This is a genomic window from Desulfonema magnum (genome assembly GCF_017377395.1).
GTDB classification, from domain to species: Bacteria; Desulfobacterota; Desulfobacteria; order Desulfobacterales; family 4be13; genus Desulfonema_C; species Desulfonema_C magnum.
This window is the reverse complement of record NZ_CP061800.1, coordinates 3,513,594-3,536,892: the sequence shown is the minus strand read 5'-3', so window position 1 is coordinate 3,536,892 and position 23,299 is coordinate 3,513,594. Positions and strand designations below refer to the sequence as shown.

Sequence of the window (23,299 nt, the reverse complement as noted above, 5' to 3'; positions counted from 1 at the left end):
ACATGAAACTTTTTTTTTCCGGAGCTTCCCGGAACAGCAGGGCAAATCAGGACGCGAAGCGTCTGTGCTGCATTCCCACGCGAAGAGTGGGAACGAGATCGGCCGCGGTTTCATCTGGTTACGGATACTGATATATCGCAGCCTGCTTTTTTGATTTTTCATGCGGAGACAGATGCGCCGCAATGACCTCCATGGGATTCACAAGTGTAATGACATCAGTATTGCTGATGGTTGACCAGTCAAGTTTTTCGCAAGGATATGACACGGGTACCCATGCCACTGAGATATGCAAATGAGGAAGAATTTTTACTTTTTTCTTATGATCTGAGATCGTGGCAATAACTTCTCCTTCTTTTACCACACTGCCGCTATGAAGATGATGACAAGGTGTTGTATGACCATAAATTGTGTAAAGCTGTCTTCCGCGGCCGTCACAAATTTCATGTCTCATATAAACCGATTTTCCTAAAAAATCATCGCCAATCCTGACAACTTCTCCGTCGTACATGGCCGGGATTTTAGCTGTTTTATCAAGTCTCAGTCGCTTATTATTTCTGTTTTTGTAAAAACAAATATCTGTTCCTTCGTGGGGGGAATGACGATATCCTCCGTTTCCCCACCATTTCTCCGGAGAATTGAAGGCCATTCCCGGGTAAAAAAACCATTCCCTGAATCCTGTTTCATCAAGACGGTTATATGTCACCATGTATTCAGTAAATTTTGTTTTTTCTAAATAAAATTCTGAATTCGCCACCATCCTTCTCCTCCTCAGTTTTCTGATTGTATCTGATGTCAGTTGAAGAAGGTTATCATATAAAAATATACCCGTCAAATTTAATTCGGTAAGATACTGCTGCCTGATCATCTTGATTTTGATAGATAAATTTCGAGTGATCTGCCGGACGGATTTTGTAAGGAAACTCGAAATAAATAACAGACCCGATACAAAAAGTGCTTATTCCCCTTTTTCGTAAAAATATAGCCTTTATATGAAAGTGTCAGGTGTCAGGTGTCAGGTGTTTAGTGTTAGGTGTTAAGTGTTAGGTGTTAGGAAAAAATATAAAATTTTCATCGTTCGTTGTGACCGGCAGCTCATGGCCGTTTATATGAAAGTGTTAGGTGTTAGGTGTTAGGTGTTAAGTGTTAGGAAAAACTATAAAACTTTCATGATTCGTTGTGACCGGCAGATCATGGCCGTTTATGAGAAGGAGAAGCAGAGGGAACTATGACCATACTGCTGACGGAAACGGGCAATATGGTGAATCCTGATTTGGCTCGTAATATATATGTCAATGAGGCAGAACGAGTTTTATTTGCTGATCCACTCTGCAAACCCTCTGTGCAATTCCTGAAACCAGTGTTCCCGGGGCAGAAACGGAATGTCAAGATAATGATTTTTATCGAGCATGGCCGTAAAAAAAGATTCAGCATTGGGAGACAGCAAAAACAGGCCGATAATTGCGAGATAAATCAATGAAGTTGCCACAGGGTCTTTGAAGCTGCCCAGTTTGAGGGCAGTACCCAGAGATTTCTTTACCCGCATTTCAGACAGGTCAAAACTGTTGAGTTCATCCAAAATAAGATGAATAATGAAACCTAAGAATACAAAAAAACCGCCCATCCAGGCGGCAAAATTTGAAAAAAGAAAAATTCGGTGCAACAGGATGGTGGTCAGAAGCCAGGAGAAAACCCCGGCAGGAACAGAGTGAATGATCCCCCGATGAGCAGTGAGATGGATAAAAAGATAAAAAACAAAATATTTCACTGTAAAAAACGCTGCCAGCCAGATAAGGAGAAGTTCGGCCACTGAGCGGCCCGCACTTTGGCTGAATATGACAGGAAAAGCAATGACAGGTGCCAGAAAATCAAAAGCCAGTCTGATTGGCACAGAATTATCAGCGTCAATATCAGGTAATATGCCGCCGATAATACCCATCATAAAATACAAAAAAACCTTTGGCGGGCTGCCCATACCTGTCAGCAACAAACCCGTGGCGGTCAGACCGCTTGCCAGACAGGACACAGACAAATGCGTTTTGAAAGCAGCCATTGAAAAATTTTTTTAATGTTTTTTTGTGAAAAGATGATGAGCAGGGAAGGAAAGTTTGCAGATAAAATAAAAATGGTCGGGATGACTGGATTTGAACCAGCGACCTCAGCGTCCCGAACGCTGCGCTCCAGCCAGGCTGAGCTACATCCCGAATGAATTTTGTTTTATATGCTATCTGCCGATGGTTGTCAATAAAAAAAATGACCCGGGTTATTTTTTTTTATGAAAATGTGTCAGGTGTTAGGTGTTAGGTGTTAGGTGTTAAGGATAATAATATTTTTATATTTCGATTAATAATTTTCAATTTTCAATTTTCAATTTTCAATTAATTTTACACGATTTCAGACTCATCTATCCTTGTTATCCCTTCCATTAAAAGCCCCATAAAATCTCCCAGTATGGGAGCATTCATTCGCTTTTTGGGCAGGCCGGGAACAAATCTGAACTGTCCCTCATTTTCTTTTAATAATTCAAAAAAAGCTTCCCTGTCTTTTTTTTCATTGTATTTTGCATAGATAATTTCCCCGTCTCTGAAATACAAATCTGCCGGCCCTTTGGACAGTTCAAGGAGTAAGATACCTGTTTTCTGATTTAAGTTCAAAGCTTGAAACAGGCCGGAGGGGGGCATTTCCGAAAGTCTCCCGACCATTCCGGATACAAAATCCTCAGCCCTTATCGCGTTTGTTTTCGCAAGCCTTCGCGCGAGCAAACGGGCAAGATGGATTTGAAGAGGCGGGAATCTTTTTAAAATTTTTCTGAAATACGCACCGTTTAAATATAAAACTTTTGCAGACGCCACAGCCTTTACTGTTGCTGTGACAGGATCACCGCTGAGAAGGCTCATTTCACCAAATATCTCTCCTTTTCCTAAAGTCGCTATTCTTACACCGCCCTCACCCAGCACTTCAACCTTCCCGTCTATGATAATGAATAATTTTTTCCCAGGTTCTCCTCTTTTCAGAATAATTTTACCTTTGGCAAATCTGTCAAGTCTCAGAAAAGAAACAATATCTCTGATTTCATTCTCATTAAGATTTTTAAAAACTGAAAAACTGCTTAACAAATTTACAATCGTGCCGATATAATTATCATGTTTGGCAGTGACAGCAGGAACCGTGAACTCTTTTTTTCTTTTATATTCAAGCCGGGCTGATCCTGTGCAGCCGCTACAGTCAAATATATTTTTAACATCACTGCCCATGGTTTCACTTTTAATAAGGACAGCCATTATATCTCCGGCAAGAATGAGACAGGTCGGTTTGTTATAAGGAGATAAAAGGGCTTTTCCGGATAAGTCAAATTCATCTCCCACTCTGTAAAGAGGACAGCTATCTGAACCAATAATTTCAATAATAGCTTCGAAAGAACTCATTCTTCCCCCCTATAACTCAATATAACTTACTGAATAATTGATGAATCCCAAAGCCCAAACCCCAAACCCCAAACCCCAAACCCCAAGCCCCAAGCCCCAAGCCCCAAGCCCCAAACCCCAAACCCCAAATTCCAACTACGATTCCCTGATTTCCAATTCTTTGGAAGAACCTGAACTGCTTGCCCTTACTTTCAGCAGGTTCTGATCATCAATCTCAAAATTAACGGTGATACATTCTTCTCCCCGGGGTCTGGGCGGAATTCCGGTCAGAAAGAATTCCCCGATACATTTAACCCCGTCTGATGACACATACTCTGCATCGTCTTCAGCAGACTGATAAACCCGTATGGCCAATTCAGTCATATTGTCTCTGGGTGTGCTGTATTCTTTGGTGGCAGTTTCCGGGGCATGTTCAGGAATGACCGTGCCTTTGGGAATCAGGCAACTGAATTTTCCCCCGACAACTTCAATACCCAGATGATGTGTCACCTTGTTCCGAATAACAATTCCAAAATCAGGTTCGTCACCGTCATATTTAGGAACCAGTTCCGGGTCTTCAGGCAGATTCAGGGTGGCTCCCAGAATTGCGGCACCCCGCGCAATGGCAGTGTCCGGGTCTGTGTCGGAGTACGGTTCTCTTCCGAACATTTCCTCCAGCATTTCTTTTACCAGCGGAACCTTTGTGGAGCCGCCCACCAGGATGATCCGATCAATATCTCCGATAGTGAGTTCCGCATTGTCCATCGCTTTCTGAACCGCCTCTTTGGTTTGCAATATCAGACCACGAATTTCATTATTGAACTGCTCCCGGGTGATTTCCATATCAATATGATGCGGTTTTCCGCCCTCATCATGAATCAGATTCGGCAGATCCACTTTGGCATTCAAAGATTCCGTGAGTTCGTGTTTGCCTGTCATTACAGCCTCTTTGAGCTTCTGCTGGGCTTCACCTAATTTTTTCTGGCTGAGTCCCTGGTCTTTTTTCAGATCAAGAATGTCAATTCCGGAAGTTTCTTTTAATTTTTCAGCGGCAATTTTCATGAGAATCCGGTCAAAATCGTCGCCGCCAAGTTTCGGTATGCCCTCCTTGGATAACACCTTGAAATTTTTATTTTCACTTTCGGTCGAATCCACCTGGAGAACAGAGACATCAAAGGTTCCCCCCCCGAGATCATAGACCAGAATGGTCTGGCTGCGCTCTCTCTCCATGGCATAAGCGTAAGCAGCGGCCACGGGTTCTTCCAACAGATGTAAAACTTCCAGATTGGCTAACTCACCTGCTTTTTTTGTTTCCTTTTTCTGTGCGTCATTGAAATTAGCAGGCACACAGATCACCACATACTTGGGGTTGCCGCCAAGATCAATGTTTTCATTTTCCCGAACACCTGAAATCAGCTTGGAAAGAATTTCAGCCGATATGTCGGCCGGTGAATATGTTCTGTCCGGCAGTCCTGCAAATTCTTTTCCCCAATCTTTTGCCATTTCACGTTTTACAGATGTTACCGTATTTTCAGGGTCTGTCAGGCTGCGGGATTTCGCCTGGCTGCCGACAAGAATCTCACCGTTTCTCAAAACAGACATCACAGACGGCATGGTTTTTGAGCCGTCAATAGTGATTATTTCGGCATTTCCGCCTTTATAAACGGCAACAGCACAGTTTGTTGTTCCAAGATCAATACCCAAAACATATCCGCTGTTCTTTTCTACGATATTCGCCATTATCGTGTCCTCCGGTTTGCTTTCATTCAGAGCCAGACAATATTCATTTTCCCCAAGTCTGTTCGGATGTTGAGCTCAGGCAGTTTGCCATCAGACAAGGAAAAATTTTTATATAAACGGCCATGATCTGCCGACCACAACGAATGATGAAAATTTTGCTGTTTTTTCCTAACACCTAACACCTGACACCTAACACCTTTTTCATATAAACGGCCATGAGCTGCCGGTCACAACGAACGATGAAAATTTTATATTTTTTCCTAACACCTAACACTTAACACCTAACACTAAACACCTGACACCTGACACCTGACACTTTCATATAAACGGCCATGATCTGCCGGTCACAACGAAGTATGAAAGTTTTGCAGTTTTTCCTAACACTTAACACCTAACACCTAACACCTGACACTTTCATATAAAACGGGCATGACCTGCCGGTCACAACGAAGTATGAAAGTTTTGCAGTTTTTCCTAACACTTAACACCTAACACCTAACACCTGACACTTAACACTTTCATATAAACGGCCATGATTTGCCAGTCACAGCAAAGCATGAAAAATTTGTAATTTTTCCTAACACCTGACACTTAACACCTAACACCTTTAAAGAATATAATGCAGTATCACGCAAATTTTTGCAAGCGGATTTGTGGAAGAATTATCGGAAAATTATTATCAGATTTGAGGCTGGAAAAAAATATTAACAGGAATGGGAAATTGAAACACTTTGATTTTGTAGATAAATATTATATGTCCGCACTTAAAAGCCACCAATATAACAACAAACGCTTCTTTTTTTTCAAGGGCAAATTATTGTCAGAAAACTGACTCACACGCATATCAGGCGCATGCAAAACATAATCTTAGCTTTTTATTCAAGGACTTTCCTAAGATTGATAAATCTGCTTCCGTCAAAGTCCAAAGTTTTAAAAAATGACAACAGATCCGCCGAATCCCAACTCACTGAGGTATAAATATTTTTGATGCCTGCTTTCTTGTAAAAATTGAATATTTCCTGAGCCAGTCTTTTTCCGATACTACGGCCCATAAATTTGGGATCAACGCCCACCATGGGTATCCATGCGCTTTTCTCAACACCAAAACCTCCTGCAAGAATATAGCTGATCATATATCCTACCACTTTGCCCTGAAGTTCAGCCACAAAGCAGGCATTCTCCTTCTTTCCCGCATATTCTTCAATAATTCGTTTGAAATCAATTTGGGAAGGTTTTTGGGTGATAGCCGAATTAATTTTTCTGACTTCATCCGCATCTTCTATTTTTAATTCTCTTATAAGGATATTATCCACAGACAAATTCCTTTAAATCTCCCCTGTGAGCCTGTTAAAAACAGGAGAAAATTGAATAGTTAGTTAATCAATCCTGATTATCTTTACCTGATGACCTATCCAGTCAGGGGGAAGGTAAACTCTGCCGCTGTTCCCGCTTGATTTAACTCTCTTTTCGATCATCTCTTCGCCGTAGATCTCGAATTTCACCTTACTTTTGTTCATACCAATAGCAGGGTCATGATATTCAGATTTTTTTTCAGCACTGTTTTTGATGGTTTTTTCGGTATCATGCTTAAAAGCGGAATCTCGACTATGTTTAATTTTTTTTTCAGTAGGCACTTTACAAAACCTTATTTTTGTTAAAACAATAGTTTGGTAAATATAATATGCTGACTCTGGTTTTTCCGGGCATGAGTTTTATCAGCACAGTGAGTTATAAAATTTTGGCTGTGTTCCGACTCCGGATACCCACTCATATTTATAAACGGCCATGAACTGCCGGTCACAACGAAACATGAAAGTTAAAAATATAATTAGCTGATATTTAAGTGAGTAGCTGAGACTTTCATATAAACGGCCATGAGCGCTCCGCTCACAACGAAACATGAAAGAACTTTTAACTTCTGCCACTTTATTAACTTTAGTCACTTCAGACACTTTCATATAAACTCCCATGACCTGCCGGTCACAACGCAGCATGAAAGTTTTATAATTTTTTCTTAACACCTAACACCTGACACTTAACACTTTCATATAAACGGCCATGAGCTGCCGGTCACAACGAACGATGAAAATTTTATATTTTTTCCTAACACCTAACACTTAACACCTAACACTAAACACCTGACACCTGACACCTGACACTTTCATATAAAACTAATACAAACAGCCTCATGAGTTATATTCAAAATCGGAGTATGCCTCACCATAAAAAACTTTAATCAGAATATTATAAGAAGAAAGGATCAGCTTCATCCGTAATCTTTCAATATAATCTTTCTCTGATAAATTCATATCGTTTCATATCATTTTCTCTCTTTTACAGATACAGATATTACAGACAGAATGTTATCTTTAATTACATGAACTGCGGCATTGACGGAAAAACCCATAATCAGTTCGCAGACAGCCAGAAGATGAGTGAATATCTTCCGGAAGACTATTGGATGCAATTGGCTGATCCGTTCAAACGCCAAATCAGATTTTTCTAACTTCCATGATGAACTGACAATCTCTTCTAAAAAAAATTCATTCATCAGTCTTTCTATTCATATGATTATAACTTTTTGAATCTACATAAATTTTTCATAATGTAACTATAAAATAGCTATCAAAAATAATTAACATCATATAAAACAAAGGTCAAGATTAAATTTTTTATTTATAGCATTTTTTTTGAATATCCATCAGTTAATAAGTACCTGATTATATATTTTCTGATTATAACGAATTTGGGGGAGACCCGGGCAAGCCCTGTGAGGGCGGCATATGTGTAGCAGTAAGCACGGTGTAAAAACCCAAAACTGTTACCCCGCCGATGCCATAGATTCGAAAGCCGCTCTTTCAACACCTGCTGTCATATCTGTCTGTTCAGAATCAAGCCGTCTGAAAAACAGGCAGGCCTGAGGGGCATCGGAAATCTGAAAACTGAGTGCATGATGCGCTGAGGCTGCGAGGGAAAGAGAGAAGTGCTGAAATAAAATTTTAAGAGGAGGGATTCGCCTTTTGAAAAAATATAACATTGTTTATATAGCTTACCCTCGGATACTGAATCTGTGGCTTTCAGCCCACTGAGTCTGATGACAATTTTTCTGAAAAAAACCATGAAAAAGGGAGACAGGAGGACAGGCAATGAAGGTGCCTCTCCCCCATAATCTGAACACAAGCTGAACCGTATGCTTTCGAAAAAGCCGCCACCTTTTGAATGCAAAGATATGCAAGCCATCTTAATTCCTGACTTTCAATGTCAGAATGTTTTTAGCATTTTCCCGACGATATTGCACATCATCCATTAACTCTCTGACAAGAAACACCCCTATTCCTCCGATCTCACGTTCTGAAACATCAGCAGTAAGATCAGGTTTATCCAAAGAGAGCATGTCAAAAGGCATTCCCGCATCTTCAATTTGAATGACAAAATGGTTATCGTCATCAGGCCCGTAAGAGACTTTCACATCTCCTGTCTCATTTTTTTTATAGGCATAATCAAAGATATTTACCAGCACCTCTTCCAGCGACAGCTCTATCTCTGAAATCCTTTTTTGACTGAATCCCTGTTTTTTTGCACAGCTTTTTACAGATTCAATAAATTCCGACAAGTTGTCGAGTGTTGCAGGCAACGTTATCTGTGAAAGAAAATTCATGGATCTATATCTGCTCAAGGGCAGATTCCTCTGTGTCAAACACTTTGCAGAAAGAGAGAAACCCTGCGATTTTAAATACGTCCTTAACTGTTTTCTGCAAGCCTACCAACAGGATGTCTTTTTGTTTCTCTCTCAGTTTTTTTGTGGCGGCCAGTACGGCCCTGAGACCGGCGCTTGCAATGTAAATGAGTTCACTCATATTAACGATAAGTGAATTCTCACTTTTGTCCACTTGTTCGACAATGTATTTTTCAAACTCCGATGCTGCAACCGTATCCAGTTTGCCCCTGACCGAGACAACAACTGTCCCGTCAACATCTTTTTTGCTTAGCTCCATTTTAAACTCCCGTTTTTATTCTTTTAAAATTTCAAAAATATCAAATTCTTCCATATGATAATCAGCATTCGGATATATGATAATCTGTTTACCGAGGCTGTTTTCAAGAGAAGCAATGATATGATTTTCCTCGCCATGAAGCAGTTCTGCAATCTCCGGATTTGCTCTGAGCGTAATCTTGCTTCCCATCAGGTCCCCTGCTTCCCGAAGTATTTCCCGGAAAATATTATAGCAAATAGATTGCCTGGAGATCAGATATCCTTCCCCCTCGCAATAGAAACAAGGTTCGCACAGCATTCGGGTCAGGGACTTTTTTATCCGCTTCCGAGTCATCTGTATCAGTCCCATCTCCGACATGGGGAGGATATGGGTCTTGCTGCGATCTTTTTTCAAAGCTTCTTTCAGCGCATTAAATACCTTTTCCTGATTGGGCTTTTTAGCCATGTCAATAAAATCAATAATGATAATACCGCCGATATCCCGCAGGCGGATCTGATAGGCAATTTCCTTTACCGCTTCAAGATTTGTCTTTAAGATTGTTTCTTCGAGATTATGCTTGCCCACATAGCGGCCGGTGTTTACGTCTATTGCCACCAGCGCCTCTGTGTGTTCAATCACAATGTAGCCGCCCGATTTTAGCCAGACTTTCTTTTTCAAGGCGCGGGAAATATCGCCTTCCAGATTATATGCGTCAAAAATCAGTTCTGACCCCTCATATAGCTCGACCGAGTCTTTAAGCGTCGGCATGAATGTATCCAGAAATAAAAGAATGGATTCATAACCGGAACGGGAATCTATAGTCAGTTTATCCGCATCATGTATGAAAAGATCCCGAACAGCACGAAGACTCACGGTCAGTTCCTGATGTAAAAGTGAGGGTACCGGCGCTTTTTTGTATTTTATCTGAAGTGTTTCCCACAAATTTTTGAGAAAATCCATTTCATATGTGAGCTTTTCCTGCTGGACGCCTTCTGCCGCGGTTCTTACAATATAGCCTATGGGTTCTTCCCTTAAAGACACAATCATTTCTTTTAAACGGGTTCGTTCTGTGTCATCTTCGATACGTCTGGATATGCCGATATGATCGGATGTAGGCATAAGAACAAGAAAACGGCCAGGAAGGGATATATGGGAAGTTACCCGTGATCCTTTGGTGCCTATGGGAGACTTGGCAACCTGAACCAGTATTTCCTGCCCCTCCGTAATAAGCTCTTCAATGTGACAGTCCCGGGTTATCCTGTGAGATTCAGTCTCTTTGCTCCTGTTTTTATACGCATTTTCAGATGTTGAAACATCATCTTCGCTGTTTTCAATAAACAACTGTTCAAATTCATTATGATTATCGCGTATAATATCATCAACATAGATAAAAGCAGCCTGATCCCTGCCGATATCCACAAAGGCTGCCTGCATACCGGGCAGAACTCTTTGGACTCTCCCTTTATATATGTTACCGACAATATCCGAATCTCCTTTTCGTTTGATAAAAAGTTCTGCAATGGTTCCGTCCTCAAGAAGCGCCACGCGAGTTTCATGGTCGGTAACATTTATGACAAGTTGTTTATACATTATGGCAAGTTTCCAGCTTTAATTTTCAATTGTTAATTTTCAAAACACTGGCCTGTTTTATTGTTTCCTCCGGCAGTTCGAAAACTGCTTTCATTATCTCAGACGGTCTTGCTGTTTTTCCTGGTTCTGATTTCACTGTCATCTTCAGTTGTTGCGGATCAGGCAAATCAATTTTTAAGACAATATCCTTTAAGTCTCTTTTTTTCAACTTCCCTTTTCGGGTCATACGGGTAAGAATCAGTTCAGGGAGTTCTGTAAAACTTTTTAATTTATCTTCATCAAAAACACCATGTTTTAGCCGGATCAGATAAACAAACGGATCAAATGTTTTGGAAAGTGATTTTCCAATAGCCAGCTGACAATCGCGCACCACAAGTCCTTCCGGAAGATAGTTATTCAAATCTGTTATGGCCTGAGGTTTTACCGTATCAGGGACAAATAAATAAAATGATTCGTTCAGACTTTCCATTCCGATAGGCAGCGGGTCTTCAAAAGAAATCTTCGGCATGGGATGAAATCCCTCCGAATATTTAAGGGGGATTCCCGCGCGGCGTATGGCGCGTAAAAAAATGTTTACAAGCTCAAGATGGCCGAAATATTTTGCCTGACCCTGTTTTGAATAAGATACCTTAAACTTTTTAAAAAAAATGGGTTGAGATCCCGGGTTCCGGGTTCCGGGTTCCGGATTTCGGGTTCCGGGTTTCGGGTTCCGATTTCCGGGTTCCGGGTTTAACTTTCCAAAAACTTTTGGCTCTGTCCGCTTAAAGTCACATACACCGCAAGTATTACAGTCACCATCCCGACAGTCCGGGGTACATTTTCCCTCAAGGGCTTTTTCCCATTCTTTTTTCAGAAAATCCTTTGTAACACCGATGTCAATATGGTCCCATGGCAGTGGCTCTGCCATGTCTCTCTTGCGTGTTGTGTAGAACCCGATGTCAATCCCTTCTTCTGAAATTGCCTCTTTCCATAAGTCATAGCGAAATTTATCGCTCCAGCCGTCAAATTTACAGCCTTTTTTATACGCGGTCACCAGCAGGGAGGAAAGCCGCCTGTCGCCGCGGGCCCAGAGTCCCTCAAGCAGACTGACCTCAGGATTCTGCCATTTGAAACGGATTCCCGGCATTTTAAGCTGATCCTGTAATCCGTATATTTTTTCCTTTGATCTGGCCAGGGGAAGTTGGGAGACCCATTGAAACGGCGTATGAGGCTTGGGAATAAATGTGGTCACACTCACATTAAGGTGACTTCCTTTGCGTGCCTTTCCTTTTGGCCCTTTAATTTTACGAAGTTCTTTCACAAGGTCAACAATGCCTTCCAAATCTGAATCTGTTTCCGTGGGAAGACCGATCATAAAATATAACTTTATCACCTGCCAGCCCAGACGGAAGGCATCATTCACCGTGTCAAAAATATCATCTTTGCTGATATTTTTGTTAATCACATCCCGGAGCCGCTGGGTTCCGGCTTCGGGCGCAATGGTAAAGCCTGTTTTTCTGACCTTTTTTATGAGTTCCATCAGCTCGGGGGTCAGTGTGCCTGCACGGAGCGAAGGAAAGGACACAGCCACATGTTCAGATTCACACCGCTTCATCAGAGCCTCCATCAGAGGAGCAATACAGCGATAATCACCTGTGCTTAATGACAATAAGGAAATATCCTCATATCCGGTTGTCCCGAGGGCCGTATCAGACAGAGAAAGAAGGCGTTCCGGAGATCGTTCACGCACAGGACGATATATCATTCCGGCCTGACAAAAGCGGCATCCCCTTGTGCAGCCTCTGGAAATTTCAAGACGAAGACGGTCATGAACAGGTTTGCCATAAGGAATGATCGGGGCATCCGGAAACGGAGCATTGTCAAGATCACTGAGAATGGTTCTTTTAATCTTTGTATAATCTGAAAATCGGGGAACAAGGGTCTGAAAACCATGTTCATCCCATTCCGGATCAAAAAAAGCCGGTACATAAACCCCTTCGATACCGGACCACATTTTTAAGAGTCGCTCTTTTTTGCCATCTGTGTCTTCCTTCCATCTGAGCCAGATCTGTGCCATATCCATCATCACCGTCTCTCCGTCCCCCACCACGATGGCATCAAAAAAATCAGCAATTGGCTCAGGATTACAGGTACAAGGGCCGCCTGCGATAATAAGCGGGAAACTGTCATCTCTTTGAGAAGCAAAGAACGGAATATTTGCAAGATCGAGTATCGTAAGTATATTCGTATAATTGAGTTCATAAAGAAGGCTGAAGCCTATGATATCAAACTGGTGAATCGGCTTATGGGATTCATGAGACACAACAGGAACGCCTGCTGTCCTGAGAGATGCCTCCATATCGGTGCCAGGTGCGAACACCCTTTCCGCAACAATATCTTTGTGGGCATTCAAAATATGATAAAGTATCTGAATCCCGAAATGTGATGTGCCGATTTCATACAGATCCGGAAACGCCAGAGCGATCCGAAGTTTCATCTGAGCATGATCTTTTCTGATTGTATTTATTTCCGAACCTAAATATCGGCTCGGCTGCTCTACCAAAGGTAAGATGTCTTGAATAATTTTCATTACTGTGATATAAACCTGAAATATATAATTTAACTAATAAACAAAGGGAGGGAGTTTAGGGGGTTAGTGTTAGGTGTTAGGTGTTAAGGAGTTGAAAAGAACAAAACTGTAAATTCCGAACACCGAACACTCTGATATCATAACACCCTAACACCTAACACCTAACACCTGACACCTGAAAATTCTAATTTTAGGATAAAATGATGAAAATGCCAACAATAAAAAGACAAATGATCGTAAAAAATTCAGATTCACTTCGCACAAAAAACGAATTTTTGAAAAAAAGCCAGTTGCTTCCAACGGATAGGAGGCTCATAAAATTGCTGTTGTTTTTTTGGGGAATATTCATTTTCTGCATACCCGCTTATGGCTATCAGCGGGAAAATCCGGTTGTAAGGGCAGTTCAGAAGGTGGGGCCGGCCGTGGTGAATATCAGTTCGGAATACGAGGTCCGGTCCGGCCCTTTTTCCGGATTTGGCATGGATCCGTTTTTTGAATCGTTTTTCAGGGATTTTTTTGATCACGGATTTGAACGCCGATATAAAAAAAACAGCCTCGGTTCCGGTGTGATTATTGACGGCACGCGGGGGTTTATTCTTACCAATTCCCATGTTATTGAAAGACGGGGAACCATTACGGTGGTTCTGAAAGATGAGCGTGAATTTGAAGCCCAGATTGTGGGGGCGGATCCGGACTCTGATCTGGCGGTCCTGCGGATTTCTTCCAGTACCCGCCTGCCCGCGGTTGAAATGGGGAATTCTGATGATATTATGATCGGTGAAACAGTGATTGCCATTGGCAATCCTTTTGGATTTTCCCATACAGTCACAACCGGCGTCATCAGCGCTGTCAACAGGAGCATTCGCACAGAAGACAGGGAATATCATGAGTTTATACAGACGGACGCGTCCATTAATCCCGGAAACAGCGGAGGTCCGCTGCTGAACATAAACGGTGATCTGATCGGCATAAATACGGCCATATATGCCAAAGCCCAGGGCATCGGTTTTGCCATTCCCATCAGCAAGGCAAAGCGGATCGTGTCTGATCTTATTCGTCACGGAGAGGTCATCCAGCCCTGGGTCGGGCTTACGGTTCAGGATATGGATGCACGGCTTGCCCAATATCTGAAACTGCCCGGAAATAAGGGCGTGCTTGTCAAAAGTGTGGACCAGGGGAGTCCCGCAGAAAAAGCCGGTGTCCGTGACAGTGATATTATTTTGTCTGTGGGAAGCATAAATCTTGGGTCCGGTGAGGATTACCACGGGGCAATAAAGAGTTTTGCTGCCGGAGACAGGATAAAAATGAAGCTATGGCGCAGTGGCAAAGATATAAGTGTTTCAATAAACGCGGCAGTGTTTCCTGTGGAACGGGCAGAATCGCTCGCGTACAGCCTTCTTGGAATAAAGGTTGAGAATTTGTCCCAGGCAAAACATTTCAGACACGGAACAACCGCAGCCGAAGGGGTGATGATTTCGGAAATCCTTCGTCAGTCGTATCTGGCAGGCATCGGTGCCCGGCCCGGAGATGTAATCCGACAATTAGATGATATGACCATTAAAAATATGGATGATTTTGAAAAGGCCATTGTAAAATATCGCAACAAAGCATCCGTGGTGATTCTGCTGCAACGCGGCTCACAGGGATATTATATTACCGTAAAGTTTTGAGCGGACTTTACAAAGCCTGGTGACTGTTAATACTCGGTAATCAGGTTTTTTATCCAATCCGGCCGGACAGCCTGTCATTCCGTTCGGCGTGAGCATTCGAATGAGCCTTCGGGAACGCTCACGCGGAAGCCTGCGGAAGCAGAAGTCCGTTTTTGGCAGATCCCGCGCTTCCGGGAACTGCGGATTCCTGCTTTCGCAGGCTTCCGCGTGAGATCAGTCGAACGCAATGACAGAAAAAAAATAATTATCAGGTAATTATAAGTCAGAGGATTATTTTTTCACGCCAGTTCCTTGTCTTAATTTTACGTTATCCTCGATGATCTGTTTAAATATCGGCTTTTTAGAAGGATTATCCGAGCGTTTTGCCACCTCATTAATCAGAGAACTCAGGGAAATATCTCTTAAAAGCATGTCCGCATCTGCTTTTCTCAGTTCTGAAACCTTTTTTCGGAGCCGGGAAACCTCAAGTAAAAGTTCCTGTTTTTCAGCAACTAAAGCATCCATCCCTGTTCTGAGCTTTTCATTTTCCTTTGCAAGAGAATCAATGCCCGGGGACGTACTTTGAATATACTTATGAAAATCAGGGGACGAAGCAGAGGGCTGTCCCAAAGGCATTTTCAGAGTCCTCTTGGTGGCCGTGCTGAGTTCAAGGAACTTCCAGGCTATTTTCCAGGTGATCCTGAGTCGCTGATGGTGCGAATATGCGTCCCCCGCCCAAGATTTATCCCTGAATTCAACCAGATTACCGGTAATATGAATTACAATGGCTTTGCCGTAGTCAACAGGAAACCGAACGATGATCTGACCGGCTCTCATCAGATCATCCGGCTCTTCTGAGCAAATGAGTTCACAAATCACGCTGTCCATGCTGATATGAACGACATCCGCGGGAATCTGATGATTTTCTTTTATATGGATAATTGCGCGGGTTCTCGGAATATTGAAAAAAATATCAATGTCCGGTCCCTCCGGATGAAAAACATTATAAATCAGATTTCTGAATTGGACAGAAGTAAACGGTATGGGAAGAAGGTATTTTATACCTTGTTTGGATAACTGCTCCCGCCGGGCTTTGTTATCTGTGGGCGTCATCATAATCATCGGTGTGTTTTTGTTGCGCCCTGACCTGCGAATATGTTTATGGACAGCCAGTCCGTCCATCCTTGGCATTTCCAGGCCGGAGAGAATCACATCGTACTTTTCCTGTTTCAGCATCCTGATTGCATCTTCAGATGAAGCACTCACATCAGCAACAGCTTCGCTGTGGTCAGCAGTGATATATTGCTGAATGATATTTCTTATGATAACACTTTCGTGAATGATTAAAAACCGTAAAGGCATAGTCTTTTTGCCTCGTATTGATCAGTGACAGCGGATAGAGTCAGAAGACCCAACTCACCGAATCGCCTCTGTTTTCGCGGAAACCGCTATATTTAGTTTCGCCTTTAGGCAGTGTCACACTGCCTAAAGGCGGAACTACGAACAGGTATTAAGCTGTTCCCAACTGATGCAGAAGGTTGAATTTGTCACCCAAATTGCGTACCATGGTCAGAAAATGATTTGGTAAGGGAATTTCCCGTTCAACAAGCAAAATATCAAATTTTTTGGCACGATCCAGGATGAATGGCGTGTCATTTCCTTCCTGACTGTCACAGAGAAACTGCATGCGGAGGGCATCTGTCAGCGGAATACGCATTTCTTCAAATTCTGTGGCAATTGTTTTCATCTCCTTCTCAATATGCGTCTTGTTTTCTTTTGCAAAACTCGCAAAAGGTTCGGCTGTGTTGACAACACCAAAAAGATCGTTGATAATGGCACCGGACAATTTACCAATATACGCGGGTTCCCAATCCGGATATTTCTGAGAAAGATGCGCTTTCAGCTTTTTAAAGAATATCATTTTAATGATGTCAATGCCTTCCCTCATAATGGGAACCAGTTTGCTTTCAAAGTCCATAATAGCCTCCGTATTTCATAGCATTATAAATAAATACCTGACCATAAGTTTTCAATATTTGTCCGGGAAGAAACCCGGCTTTTTTTCAGCCCGGGGAAAAGCTCCTGCCGAAATTTTTCGATGCGCTGATATTGCAAACAGCCCGTCTGCTTCACTGAGAAGTTTCCTATCATATAACAGCCTTATCTTCAAGTATTTAAAAAAAAATGGGTGTGTCCCATCTTTTACACATCCGAAGAAATCAGCCGCAAAGACACAGAGACACAGAGGAACCGCAAAGAGACTTAGTGAGACTTCGCGCCTTCGTGGCAAAAAAACAGATGTGTCCCGCCTTTCACACATAAAACCTGTCCTTGTGTAAAAAGTGGGACATACCCAAAAAAATGCTGATTATAACGGATTTAGGGAAGGGCCGACCAAGCCCTGTAAGGGCGGCATATTCGCAATATGATTTGCTACAAACATGCCGTCCCTACGGGGCTTTGCCAGCCCCGCATGATGAATACTACAAATATGCCACCTCTACGGGGCGTTACCAGCTTCCCCTAAATCCGTTATAATCAGGAAAAAATGAAACAGCCCTTTAAAATCGCTGTGCAAGAAAATTTTTGATACTCAGAGCAGATGATTGTTTAATGATTGTATTGTAAAAACACAATGAATATATTATTTAAATTGACAGCAGATCAAAAATTTCCGGAACGTGTCGGATGCCCTTTTTATGCCTGAATGCATCCATATCGGTCCTGCATCTCCGACTCGGTATTAAAGTCTGAAAAAGTTTTATAATCAGAGCTTTTTCATTTTATTTCTGTTGATTGGCAGCCAGGGTTTATGATATATTAAAGAATGAATAAGCCATGAGCGGCACGGGGCTGATGAGCAGTTTATCATTTTCTTTCTTGATAAATCTTAAATTTTTAAGTAAGTTTTTATGATATGAAACTTCTGAAATCTGGAACCTTCCGAAATCTGACGGATTCGTAAATATTTTTAATCAAGGAGGCTGCAATGAAAAAACTTACAAAAGAAACGGAAATTGTTCATGGAATCCATACAACTCACTCAACATCCAGAGACCTTGTGCCGCCGATTCATATGACATCCACATTCAAATTTAAAGATTCAGATCACGGTGCGGAGATATTTCAAGGAACAAGCCAGGGATATGTCTATACGAGAATTTCCAACCCTACGGTGGATCTGCTTCAGGAAAAGATGGCGGTTCTTGAAGAGGGAGAATCTGCCATTGCCACATCATCGGGGATGTCAGCCATTGCCTCAGTCTCAATGGCACTGGCAAAGCCCGGACATAATTTTGTCGCGTGCAGTACCGTGTATGGCGGAACCTTTGCTTTTTTCAACAAACATTTAAGAGACTTAAATATTGAGCCGCGTTTTATTCATCCGTCTTCACATGGTTCAAAAGCACAAGTTGAGAGACTGGTTGATAACCAGACCAAATTTCTTTATATGGAAACCCCTGCAAATCCCACACTTGATGTCATTGATATTGAAATGTGGGCATCTGTTGCCAAAACACATGGCGTGCCTTTAATCGTTGACAACACATTTGCCTCCTCTTACCTGCAACGTCCTCTTAAGCTCGGAGCGGAGATTGTTGTTCATTCTGCGACAAAATACCTCAGCGGACACGGTGATATCGTGGGCGGAATAATTGTCGGAACCGAAAAAATGACGGATTATATAAAAGAGGAGTATATTATGCACTACGGGCCGGCCATAAGTCCTTTCAACGCCTGGCTTATTTTAAGAGGGATAAAGACTCTTGCTTTAAGAATGGAGAAACACAGTGACAATGCGCTTAAGGTTGCACAATGGCTTGAAGCCCATCCCAAGGTCACGGAAGTCCATTATCCCGGACTTAACACTCACCCGGATCATCACATTGCCAAAAAACAAATGAAGAAGTTCGGCGGCATGGTCGCGTTTGAGGTAAAAGGCGGATTGGAAGCAGGAAAAAAAGTCATGGATAATGTGGAACTCTGTATTCTGGCTGTGAGTCTCGGTGATTGTGAGACACTGATTCAGCATCCTGCCTCAATGACCCACAGCACTTACACAAAAGAGGAGAGAGCAAAGGCCGGTATAACGGACGGTCTGATCCGGCTTTCACTGGGAATTGAAGATGCGGACGATATTATCAGAGACCTTGAAAATGCGTTATCTTTATAGGGGGAATTGTCTGAATTTCGGATAAACTGAAACCGTATAAGGAAAAAAGGGGGGAATATGAAAGTTCAATGCCCGGAGTGCGGCTTTACATCTCAGTTAGATGATTCAAAAGTTCCTGACAAGGGCGCATATACCCGATGCCGAAAGTGTCGTACCCGATTTTTTCTAAGTAAGGAGAGTGTCTCTCAGCAGGAAAGTTCACAGCAAAAGGCCGTTCCGAAAAAAAAGAATTCTCTGAAAAAACATGAGGCTGCTCCGAAACATGAGGCGATTTCGCAAGAAGAGGATACGTCGCAAGAAGAGGATACGCCACAAGAAGAGGAAATTGTTGAATGCCCAAAATGCAATCATAAGCAGCCTCCGTCCGATGCCTGTATGTACTGTGGGACACCTTTGTCTGTCAAGCCTCGGGATACAGATAAAAAAGAAAAAAAGCAAGAGACAAGGCAACAGGCTTCCAAACGCCAACTGACAAAAGCGTATGAGACAGACCTGCAAAGCAGAAGCCAACGACCGGGTCTTTCATCACAGGATCGCGTCAGTGAAAAAGGGCTGAGATATATTATTAACGAAGTTTTTGATTTTTCCTTTTCCAACCTTATCACACCTGACCTGATGAAAGCCGTCTATGTGCTGGGAATACTGCTCGGGGGGATTATCGCTGCCATAAGCTTTGGTATATTTCTGAGCAAGGGCGACGGACAGGGGGCAGCGATTGTTTTTCTGTCCTATTTTCTGTTTGCCCTGCTCGGACGGATTGGTGTGGAACTCACAATTATTCTCTTTAAAATCGAGGAAAATACAAGAAAAGGGATCGGGAATTAGGAATGCTCACCTCTCGGTCCCGAGCGTCCCCGTTCTCATACGCTTCGGAGGAACAGGAGGTATGAAAGCAACTTCAAGGTAAAAATAAAAATGAACCTTCTTTACCCCTTACATAATCTTGGCATCCGAAACAAGCTTCTGACCATTTATTCTGTCATCATTTTTCTGGCCATAACACTCAGCAGCATTCTCATTTATTTTTATATGAAAAGTACCATTGAGAAGAACATTGAGAGCGAACTGCAAAACTCGACAACGACAATTCTGAACATGGTGAGGACTTCTGCTGCGCTTTCACTCAAGAATTATTTACGCGCGGTGACCGAAAAAAACCGGGAGATTACCGAATATTTTTATGGCCTGCATAAAAGCGGGGTACTGACGGAAGATGACGCAAAAAAACAGGCAGGCGATGTCATGCTCCAGCAGAGCATCGGCAAATCCGGTTATCTTTACTGCATCAACAGCAACGGTGTTCTCACGGTTCATCCCCGGGAACCGCTTCTGGGTCTGAATATTTCCGAATATGCGTTTGTCCGGGAACAAAAATCAAGAAAAGAGGGATATCTTGAATATGACTGGAAAAATCCCGGGGAGACGCATGAACGCCCCAAAGCCCTTTATATGACGCATTTTTCGCCCTGGGACTGGATTATCTCCGTAAGCACATATCGTGAGGAATTTAGCGAACTGGTCAATGTTGATGATTTTCGAGAGAGTATTCTTTTCCTTCGGTTCGGAGAGACCGGATATTCCTTTGTCATTGATACAAAAGGTAACGCGGTTATTCACCCGAAAATTGAGGCAAAAAATGTTTTTGATTTCAAGGACGCGGACGGCCGGTATTTTATCCGGGAAATATGCAGACAGCGAAGCGGAAAAGTTATCTATTCGTGGAAAAACCCGGGGGAAAAAGTCCATCGTGAAAAACTGGTCATATTCAACTATATTCCGGAATTCAGATGGATCGTGGCATCTTCCAGTTATCTTGACGAATTTTACGCTCCCCTCAGGACCATGCGGAACATCACAATCATCGCTGTTTTCTCATCTCTGTTTCTGATATTGCCTCTTATTATGCGAATCAGTCTTTCCATTACAACACGGCTGGAGGACCTGATGAAAAAATTTGAAATCGGCGCGAACGGCAATTTTTCTGTCCGCATGAAAATGGAATCAGAAGATGAGGTGGGACAGCTTGCCGCGTATTTCAACAGCTTTATGGAGCGGCTTGAAGAATACAGCACCAGTCTGAAAGAAGAAATCCGTGAGCGCAGGCAGGCGGAAAAGGCGATGAAACTGTCAGAAGAAATGTTTTACAAAGCATTCAACTCAAGTCCCAATGCCATTTCCATCACCACGCTGAAAGACATCCGCTTTCTCAATGTGAATGACAGCTTCCTGAGCTTTACGGGGTATGGCCGTGAGGAAGTTATCAAAAAAACTTACAGAGAAATCAACCTGCTCCCGGTCAGAGAGGATGAGCATTTATTGCTGAAGACCTTGAAAAAATACGGCAGGCTTCGAAATCATGAAATGGAATTCCTCACAAAAGCCGGGGAGCTGCGTACAGGGGTCATGTCCGCTGAAATCATCGAACTTTGGAATGAGGAATGTATGCTTTCAAATATTGCTGATGTCACGGAGACAAAACGTCTTGAAAAAGAGATTATGGATATCAGCGAAAAAGTTCGCCAGAAGATCGGTCAGGACCTTCATGATGATCTCTGTCCTCATTTGCTCGGGATTGAAGCGCTGACAAAGGTGCTGAAGAAAAAACTGGAAGATACATCCGCGGAACAGAGTCCCCTGGCCGACAAGATCAGGATACTGATCCGGGAAGCCATCGGAAAAACAAGAAGCCTGACAAGAGGTCTCCTGCCTGTATATCTGGTTGATCACGGGCTTGAAGCCTCAGTTAAGGACCTGGCCCGTAATGTGGAGGAAGTGTTCGGCATATCCTGTGTCTTCAGACGCAGCGGGCCGATCATGCTGAACAATAACACGGTCGCAACCCAGCTTTTTTATATTATTCAGGAGTCGCTTCACAACGCTGTCAAACATGCCAACGCCGAAAATATTATTATTGATTTGTCGTTGAATGACGGTAAAAATATCGTAAAAATAACGGATGACGGTGTCGGAATGCCGGAAGAGGCATATAACGGAGGAATGGGATTGCGTATTATGGCCCTGCGTGCAAAAAAGATAGACGCGTCGCTTACTATCAGACGCAATAATGCCAGCGGTACCACGGTGTTAATTTCATTCAAAAAGAGCGTTGACAATATGGAGATGAGGCATGAGTGATAACCAATACGGGTTTTCTTCTTCCCCAAAAAAAAGGATCATCATTGTCGAAGACCATCCCATTTTCAGGCTGGGACTTGCGGAACTCATCAATCAGGAAGAAGACCTTTTTGTGTGCGGCGAGGCTGAGGATGTGACCAAAGCCTGGAATGAAATAAAAAGACTAAGCCCTGACATGGTGATTGCGGACATTTCTTTGAAGGGAAGAAGCGGGATCGAACTGATAAAGGATATCAGTAAACATTTCAGCACACTACCCATACTTGTCCTTTCCATGCACGATGAGTCACTTTACGCGGAACGTGCGCTCCTTGCCGGGGCAAAAGGCTATATCATGAAACAGGAAGCCTCGGAATCCATTGTAAAGGCCATCCGATGTGTGCTGAACGGAAAAATATATGCCAGTGAAAGGATCATGGCGAATATTTTGAATAAATTTGTCAGCCAGCCCGGAATGCAGGACAAACCTTCGATTGACAGACTTACGGACAGAGAATTAGAGGTCTTTCACTTTATCGGACAGGGGCTTACCACCAGGGAGATCGCAGAGAAGCTGAACCTGAGTAAGAAAACCATTGGCACGTACCGTGAACGGATCAAAGAGAAACTCTGTTTGAAAAACGCAGCCGAACTGATTCGGTTTGCTGTGCATTGGGTTAAAAATGAGAATGAGGAAACTCGGTGATATATCCATATCTCTGAATACTCGATCCGAGCTTCTTTTTTTATTCCTGTTTTTTCTGTCCTTCCTGCAAAAGCAGGAATGACAGGCTATTGTCAAAATCAACTCAGAAAACTTGATCATCAAGTGAATAAGGTGTGTCTCATCTTTTACGCAGAATGGTGCTTTTTCGGATGTGTCCATCATTCTGCTGAAAGACAGCCGGCCGATTTGCATAAAAGACAGGACACACTTTTTTTTACATGCTGCCAATTTTCCCGGCATGTATTTTCTGCTCGGAACCGCGGCATAATGCCGTTCTTCAGATGCAGGATGCAGGGTGGGTGAAACGCAGCGAAACCCACCGGACAGACCCAATCGGGTATATTATTTATTTTGAGTTCTC

18 protein-coding genes and 1 tRNA gene are annotated in these 23,299 nt (G+C 42.8%); 5 read left to right on the top strand and 14 right to left on the bottom strand.

Annotated features, from left to right (window positions below; translation table 11 throughout):
* Positions 1–118: 118 nt before the first annotated feature.
* From dnm_RS13810 to dnm_RS13755, 12 genes are all read right to left on the bottom strand, one after another.
* On the bottom strand, positions 119–757 hold the full coding sequence (locus dnm_RS13810) for a M23 family metallopeptidase (protein ID WP_207683217.1): 639 nt from the start codon (positions 755–757) through the stop codon (positions 119–121).
* A 552-nt stretch (positions 758–1,309) separates the two neighbouring features.
* Entirely contained in the window at positions 1,310–2,050 is a 741-nt protein-coding gene (locus dnm_RS13805; RefSeq protein WP_207683216.1) for a metal-dependent hydrolase, read from the bottom strand.
* A gap of 73 nt (positions 2,051–2,123) precedes the next feature.
* Positions 2,124–2,201: transfer RNA gene (locus tag dnm_RS13800), tRNA-Pro, on the bottom strand.
* 180 nt (positions 2,202–2,381) lie between these two features.
* Positions 2,382–3,422, bottom strand: a complete 1,041-nt coding sequence (locus dnm_RS13795) for a DUF4388 domain-containing protein (RefSeq protein WP_207683215.1) — start codon at positions 3,420–3,422, stop codon at positions 2,382–2,384.
* A gap of 135 nt (positions 3,423–3,557) precedes the next feature.
* Entirely contained in the window at positions 3,558–5,141 is a 1,584-nt protein-coding gene (locus tag dnm_RS13790; protein WP_207683214.1) for an Hsp70 family protein, read from the bottom strand.
* 875 nt (positions 5,142–6,016) lie between these two features.
* Entirely contained in the window at positions 6,017–6,454 is a 438-nt protein-coding gene (locus dnm_RS13785) for a GNAT family N-acetyltransferase (RefSeq protein ID WP_207683213.1), read from the bottom strand.
* A gap of 63 nt (positions 6,455–6,517) precedes the next feature.
* A complete protein-coding gene (locus dnm_RS30885) occupies positions 6,518–6,775 on the bottom strand; it encodes a DUF2080 family transposase-associated protein (RefSeq protein WP_246556316.1) in 258 nt (85 codons plus the stop codon).
* A gap of 686 nt (positions 6,776–7,461) precedes the next feature.
* On the bottom strand, positions 7,462–7,692 hold the full coding sequence (locus tag dnm_RS13775; protein WP_207683212.1) for a hypothetical protein: 231 nt from the start codon (positions 7,690–7,692) through the stop codon (positions 7,462–7,464).
* Positions 7,693–8,382: 690 nt separating this feature from the next.
* On the bottom strand, positions 8,383–8,799 hold the full coding sequence (locus dnm_RS13770) for an ATP-binding protein (protein WP_207683211.1): 417 nt from the start codon (positions 8,797–8,799) through the stop codon (positions 8,383–8,385).
* Between the two features lie 4 nt (positions 8,800–8,803).
* Entirely contained in the window at positions 8,804–9,136 is a 333-nt protein-coding gene (locus dnm_RS13765) for an STAS domain-containing protein (protein ID WP_207683210.1), read from the bottom strand.
* Positions 9,137–9,151: 15 nt separating this feature from the next.
* Positions 9,152–10,705, bottom strand: a complete 1,554-nt coding sequence (locus dnm_RS13760; RefSeq protein WP_207683209.1) for an Rne/Rng family ribonuclease — start codon at positions 10,703–10,705, stop codon at positions 9,152–9,154.
* Positions 10,706–10,730: 25 nt separating this feature from the next.
* Positions 10,731–13,274: a TIGR03960 family B12-binding radical SAM protein gene (locus tag dnm_RS13755; RefSeq protein WP_207683208.1), complete on the bottom strand. Its 2,544-nt coding sequence runs from the start codon at positions 13,272–13,274 to the stop codon at positions 10,731–10,733.
* Positions 13,275–13,594: 320 nt separating this feature from the next.
* Here dnm_RS13755 and dnm_RS13750 point away from each other — a divergent pair, with 320 nt between their 5' ends.
* Positions 13,595–14,944: a Do family serine endopeptidase gene (locus dnm_RS13750; RefSeq protein ID WP_207683207.1), complete on the top strand. Its 1,350-nt coding sequence runs from the start codon at positions 13,595–13,597 to the stop codon at positions 14,942–14,944.
* A 270-nt stretch (positions 14,945–15,214) separates the two neighbouring features.
* On the opposite strand, the gene dnm_RS13745 is transcribed toward dnm_RS13750, so the two are convergent.
* The gene (locus dnm_RS13745; protein WP_207683206.1) at positions 15,215–16,285 is read right to left on the bottom strand and encodes a response regulator; all 1,071 of its coding nucleotides are present in this window, start codon (positions 16,283–16,285) and stop codon (positions 15,215–15,217) included.
* A 148-nt stretch (positions 16,286–16,433) separates the two neighbouring features.
* Positions 16,434–16,901 carry a hypothetical protein gene (locus tag dnm_RS13740; protein WP_207683205.1) on the bottom strand — a complete coding sequence of 156 codons (468 nt, stop codon included), beginning with the start codon at positions 16,899–16,901 and terminating at the stop codon, positions 16,434–16,436.
* Positions 16,902–17,912: 1,011 nt separating this feature from the next.
* Here dnm_RS13740 and dnm_RS13735 point away from each other — a divergent pair.
* The 4 genes from dnm_RS13735 (at position 17,913) to dnm_RS13720 (ending at position 22,917) form a co-directional block, all read left to right on the top strand.
* Positions 17,913–19,097 (top strand): trans-sulfuration enzyme family protein, encoded by a 1,185-nt coding sequence (locus dnm_RS13735; protein ID WP_207683204.1) that lies wholly within the window; start codon positions 17,913–17,915, stop codon positions 19,095–19,097.
* Positions 19,098–19,154: 57 nt separating this feature from the next.
* The gene (locus dnm_RS13730; protein WP_207683670.1) at positions 19,155–19,922 is read left to right on the top strand and encodes a zinc-ribbon domain-containing protein; all 768 of its coding nucleotides are present in this window, start codon (positions 19,155–19,157) and stop codon (positions 19,920–19,922) included.
* Positions 19,923–20,012: 90 nt separating this feature from the next.
* On the top strand, positions 20,013–22,232 hold the full coding sequence (locus dnm_RS13725; RefSeq protein WP_207683203.1) for a cache domain-containing protein: 2,220 nt from the start codon (positions 20,013–20,015) through the stop codon (positions 22,230–22,232).
* Positions 22,225–22,917 carry a response regulator transcription factor gene (locus tag dnm_RS13720; RefSeq protein ID WP_207683202.1) on the top strand — a complete coding sequence of 231 codons (693 nt, stop codon included), beginning with the start codon at positions 22,225–22,227 and terminating at the stop codon, positions 22,915–22,917. The genes dnm_RS13725 and dnm_RS13720 overlap by 8 nt, the downstream gene beginning before the upstream one ends.
* Positions 22,918–23,299: the final 382 nt, after the last annotated feature.

Bases quoted from the DNA above. Each gene is read 5' to 3' on its own strand.
- dnm_RS13810 (WP_207683217.1), bottom strand. From the start codon at position 757: ATGGTGGCGAATTCAGAATTTTATTTAGAAAAAACAAAATTTACTGAA.
- dnm_RS13805 (WP_207683216.1), bottom strand. From the start codon at position 2,050: ATGGCTGCTTTCAAAACGCATTTGTCTGTGTCCTGTCTGGCAAGCGGT.
- dnm_RS13795 (WP_207683215.1), bottom strand. From the start codon at position 3,422: ATGAGTTCTTTCGAAGCTATTATTGAAATTATTGGTTCAGATAGCTGT.
- dnm_RS13790 (WP_207683214.1), bottom strand. From the start codon at position 5,141: ATGGCGAATATCGTAGAAAAGAACAGCGGATATGTTTTGGGTATTGAT.
- dnm_RS13775 (WP_207683212.1), bottom strand. From the start codon at position 7,692: ATGAATGAATTTTTTTTAGAAGAGATTGTCAGTTCATCATGGAAGTTA.
- dnm_RS13770 (WP_207683211.1), bottom strand. From the start codon at position 8,799: ATGAATTTTCTTTCACAGATAACGTTGCCTGCAACACTCGACAACTTG.
- dnm_RS13765 (WP_207683210.1), bottom strand. From the start codon at position 9,136: ATGGAGCTAAGCAAAAAAGATGTTGACGGGACAGTTGTTGTCTCGGTC.
- dnm_RS13760 (WP_207683209.1), bottom strand. From the start codon at position 10,705: ATGTATAAACAACTTGTCATAAATGTTACCGACCATGAAACTCGCGTG.
- dnm_RS13755 (WP_207683208.1), bottom strand. From the start codon at position 13,274: ATGAAAATTATTCAAGACATCTTACCTTTGGTAGAGCAGCCGAGCCGA.
- dnm_RS13745 (WP_207683206.1), bottom strand. From the start codon at position 16,285: ATGCCTTTACGGTTTTTAATCATTCACGAAAGTGTTATCATAAGAAAT.
- dnm_RS13740 (WP_207683205.1), bottom strand. From the start codon at position 16,901: ATGGACTTTGAAAGCAAACTGGTTCCCATTATGAGGGAAGGCATTGAC.
- dnm_RS13735 (WP_207683204.1), top strand. From the start codon at position 17,913: ATGAAAAAACTTACAAAAGAAACGGAAATTGTTCATGGAATCCATACA.
- dnm_RS13730 (WP_207683670.1), top strand. From the start codon at position 19,155: ATGAAAGTTCAATGCCCGGAGTGCGGCTTTACATCTCAGTTAGATGAT.
- dnm_RS13725 (WP_207683203.1), top strand. From the start codon at position 20,013: ATGAACCTTCTTTACCCCTTACATAATCTTGGCATCCGAAACAAGCTT.
- dnm_RS13720 (WP_207683202.1), top strand. From the start codon at position 22,225: ATGAGTGATAACCAATACGGGTTTTCTTCTTCCCCAAAAAAAAGGATC.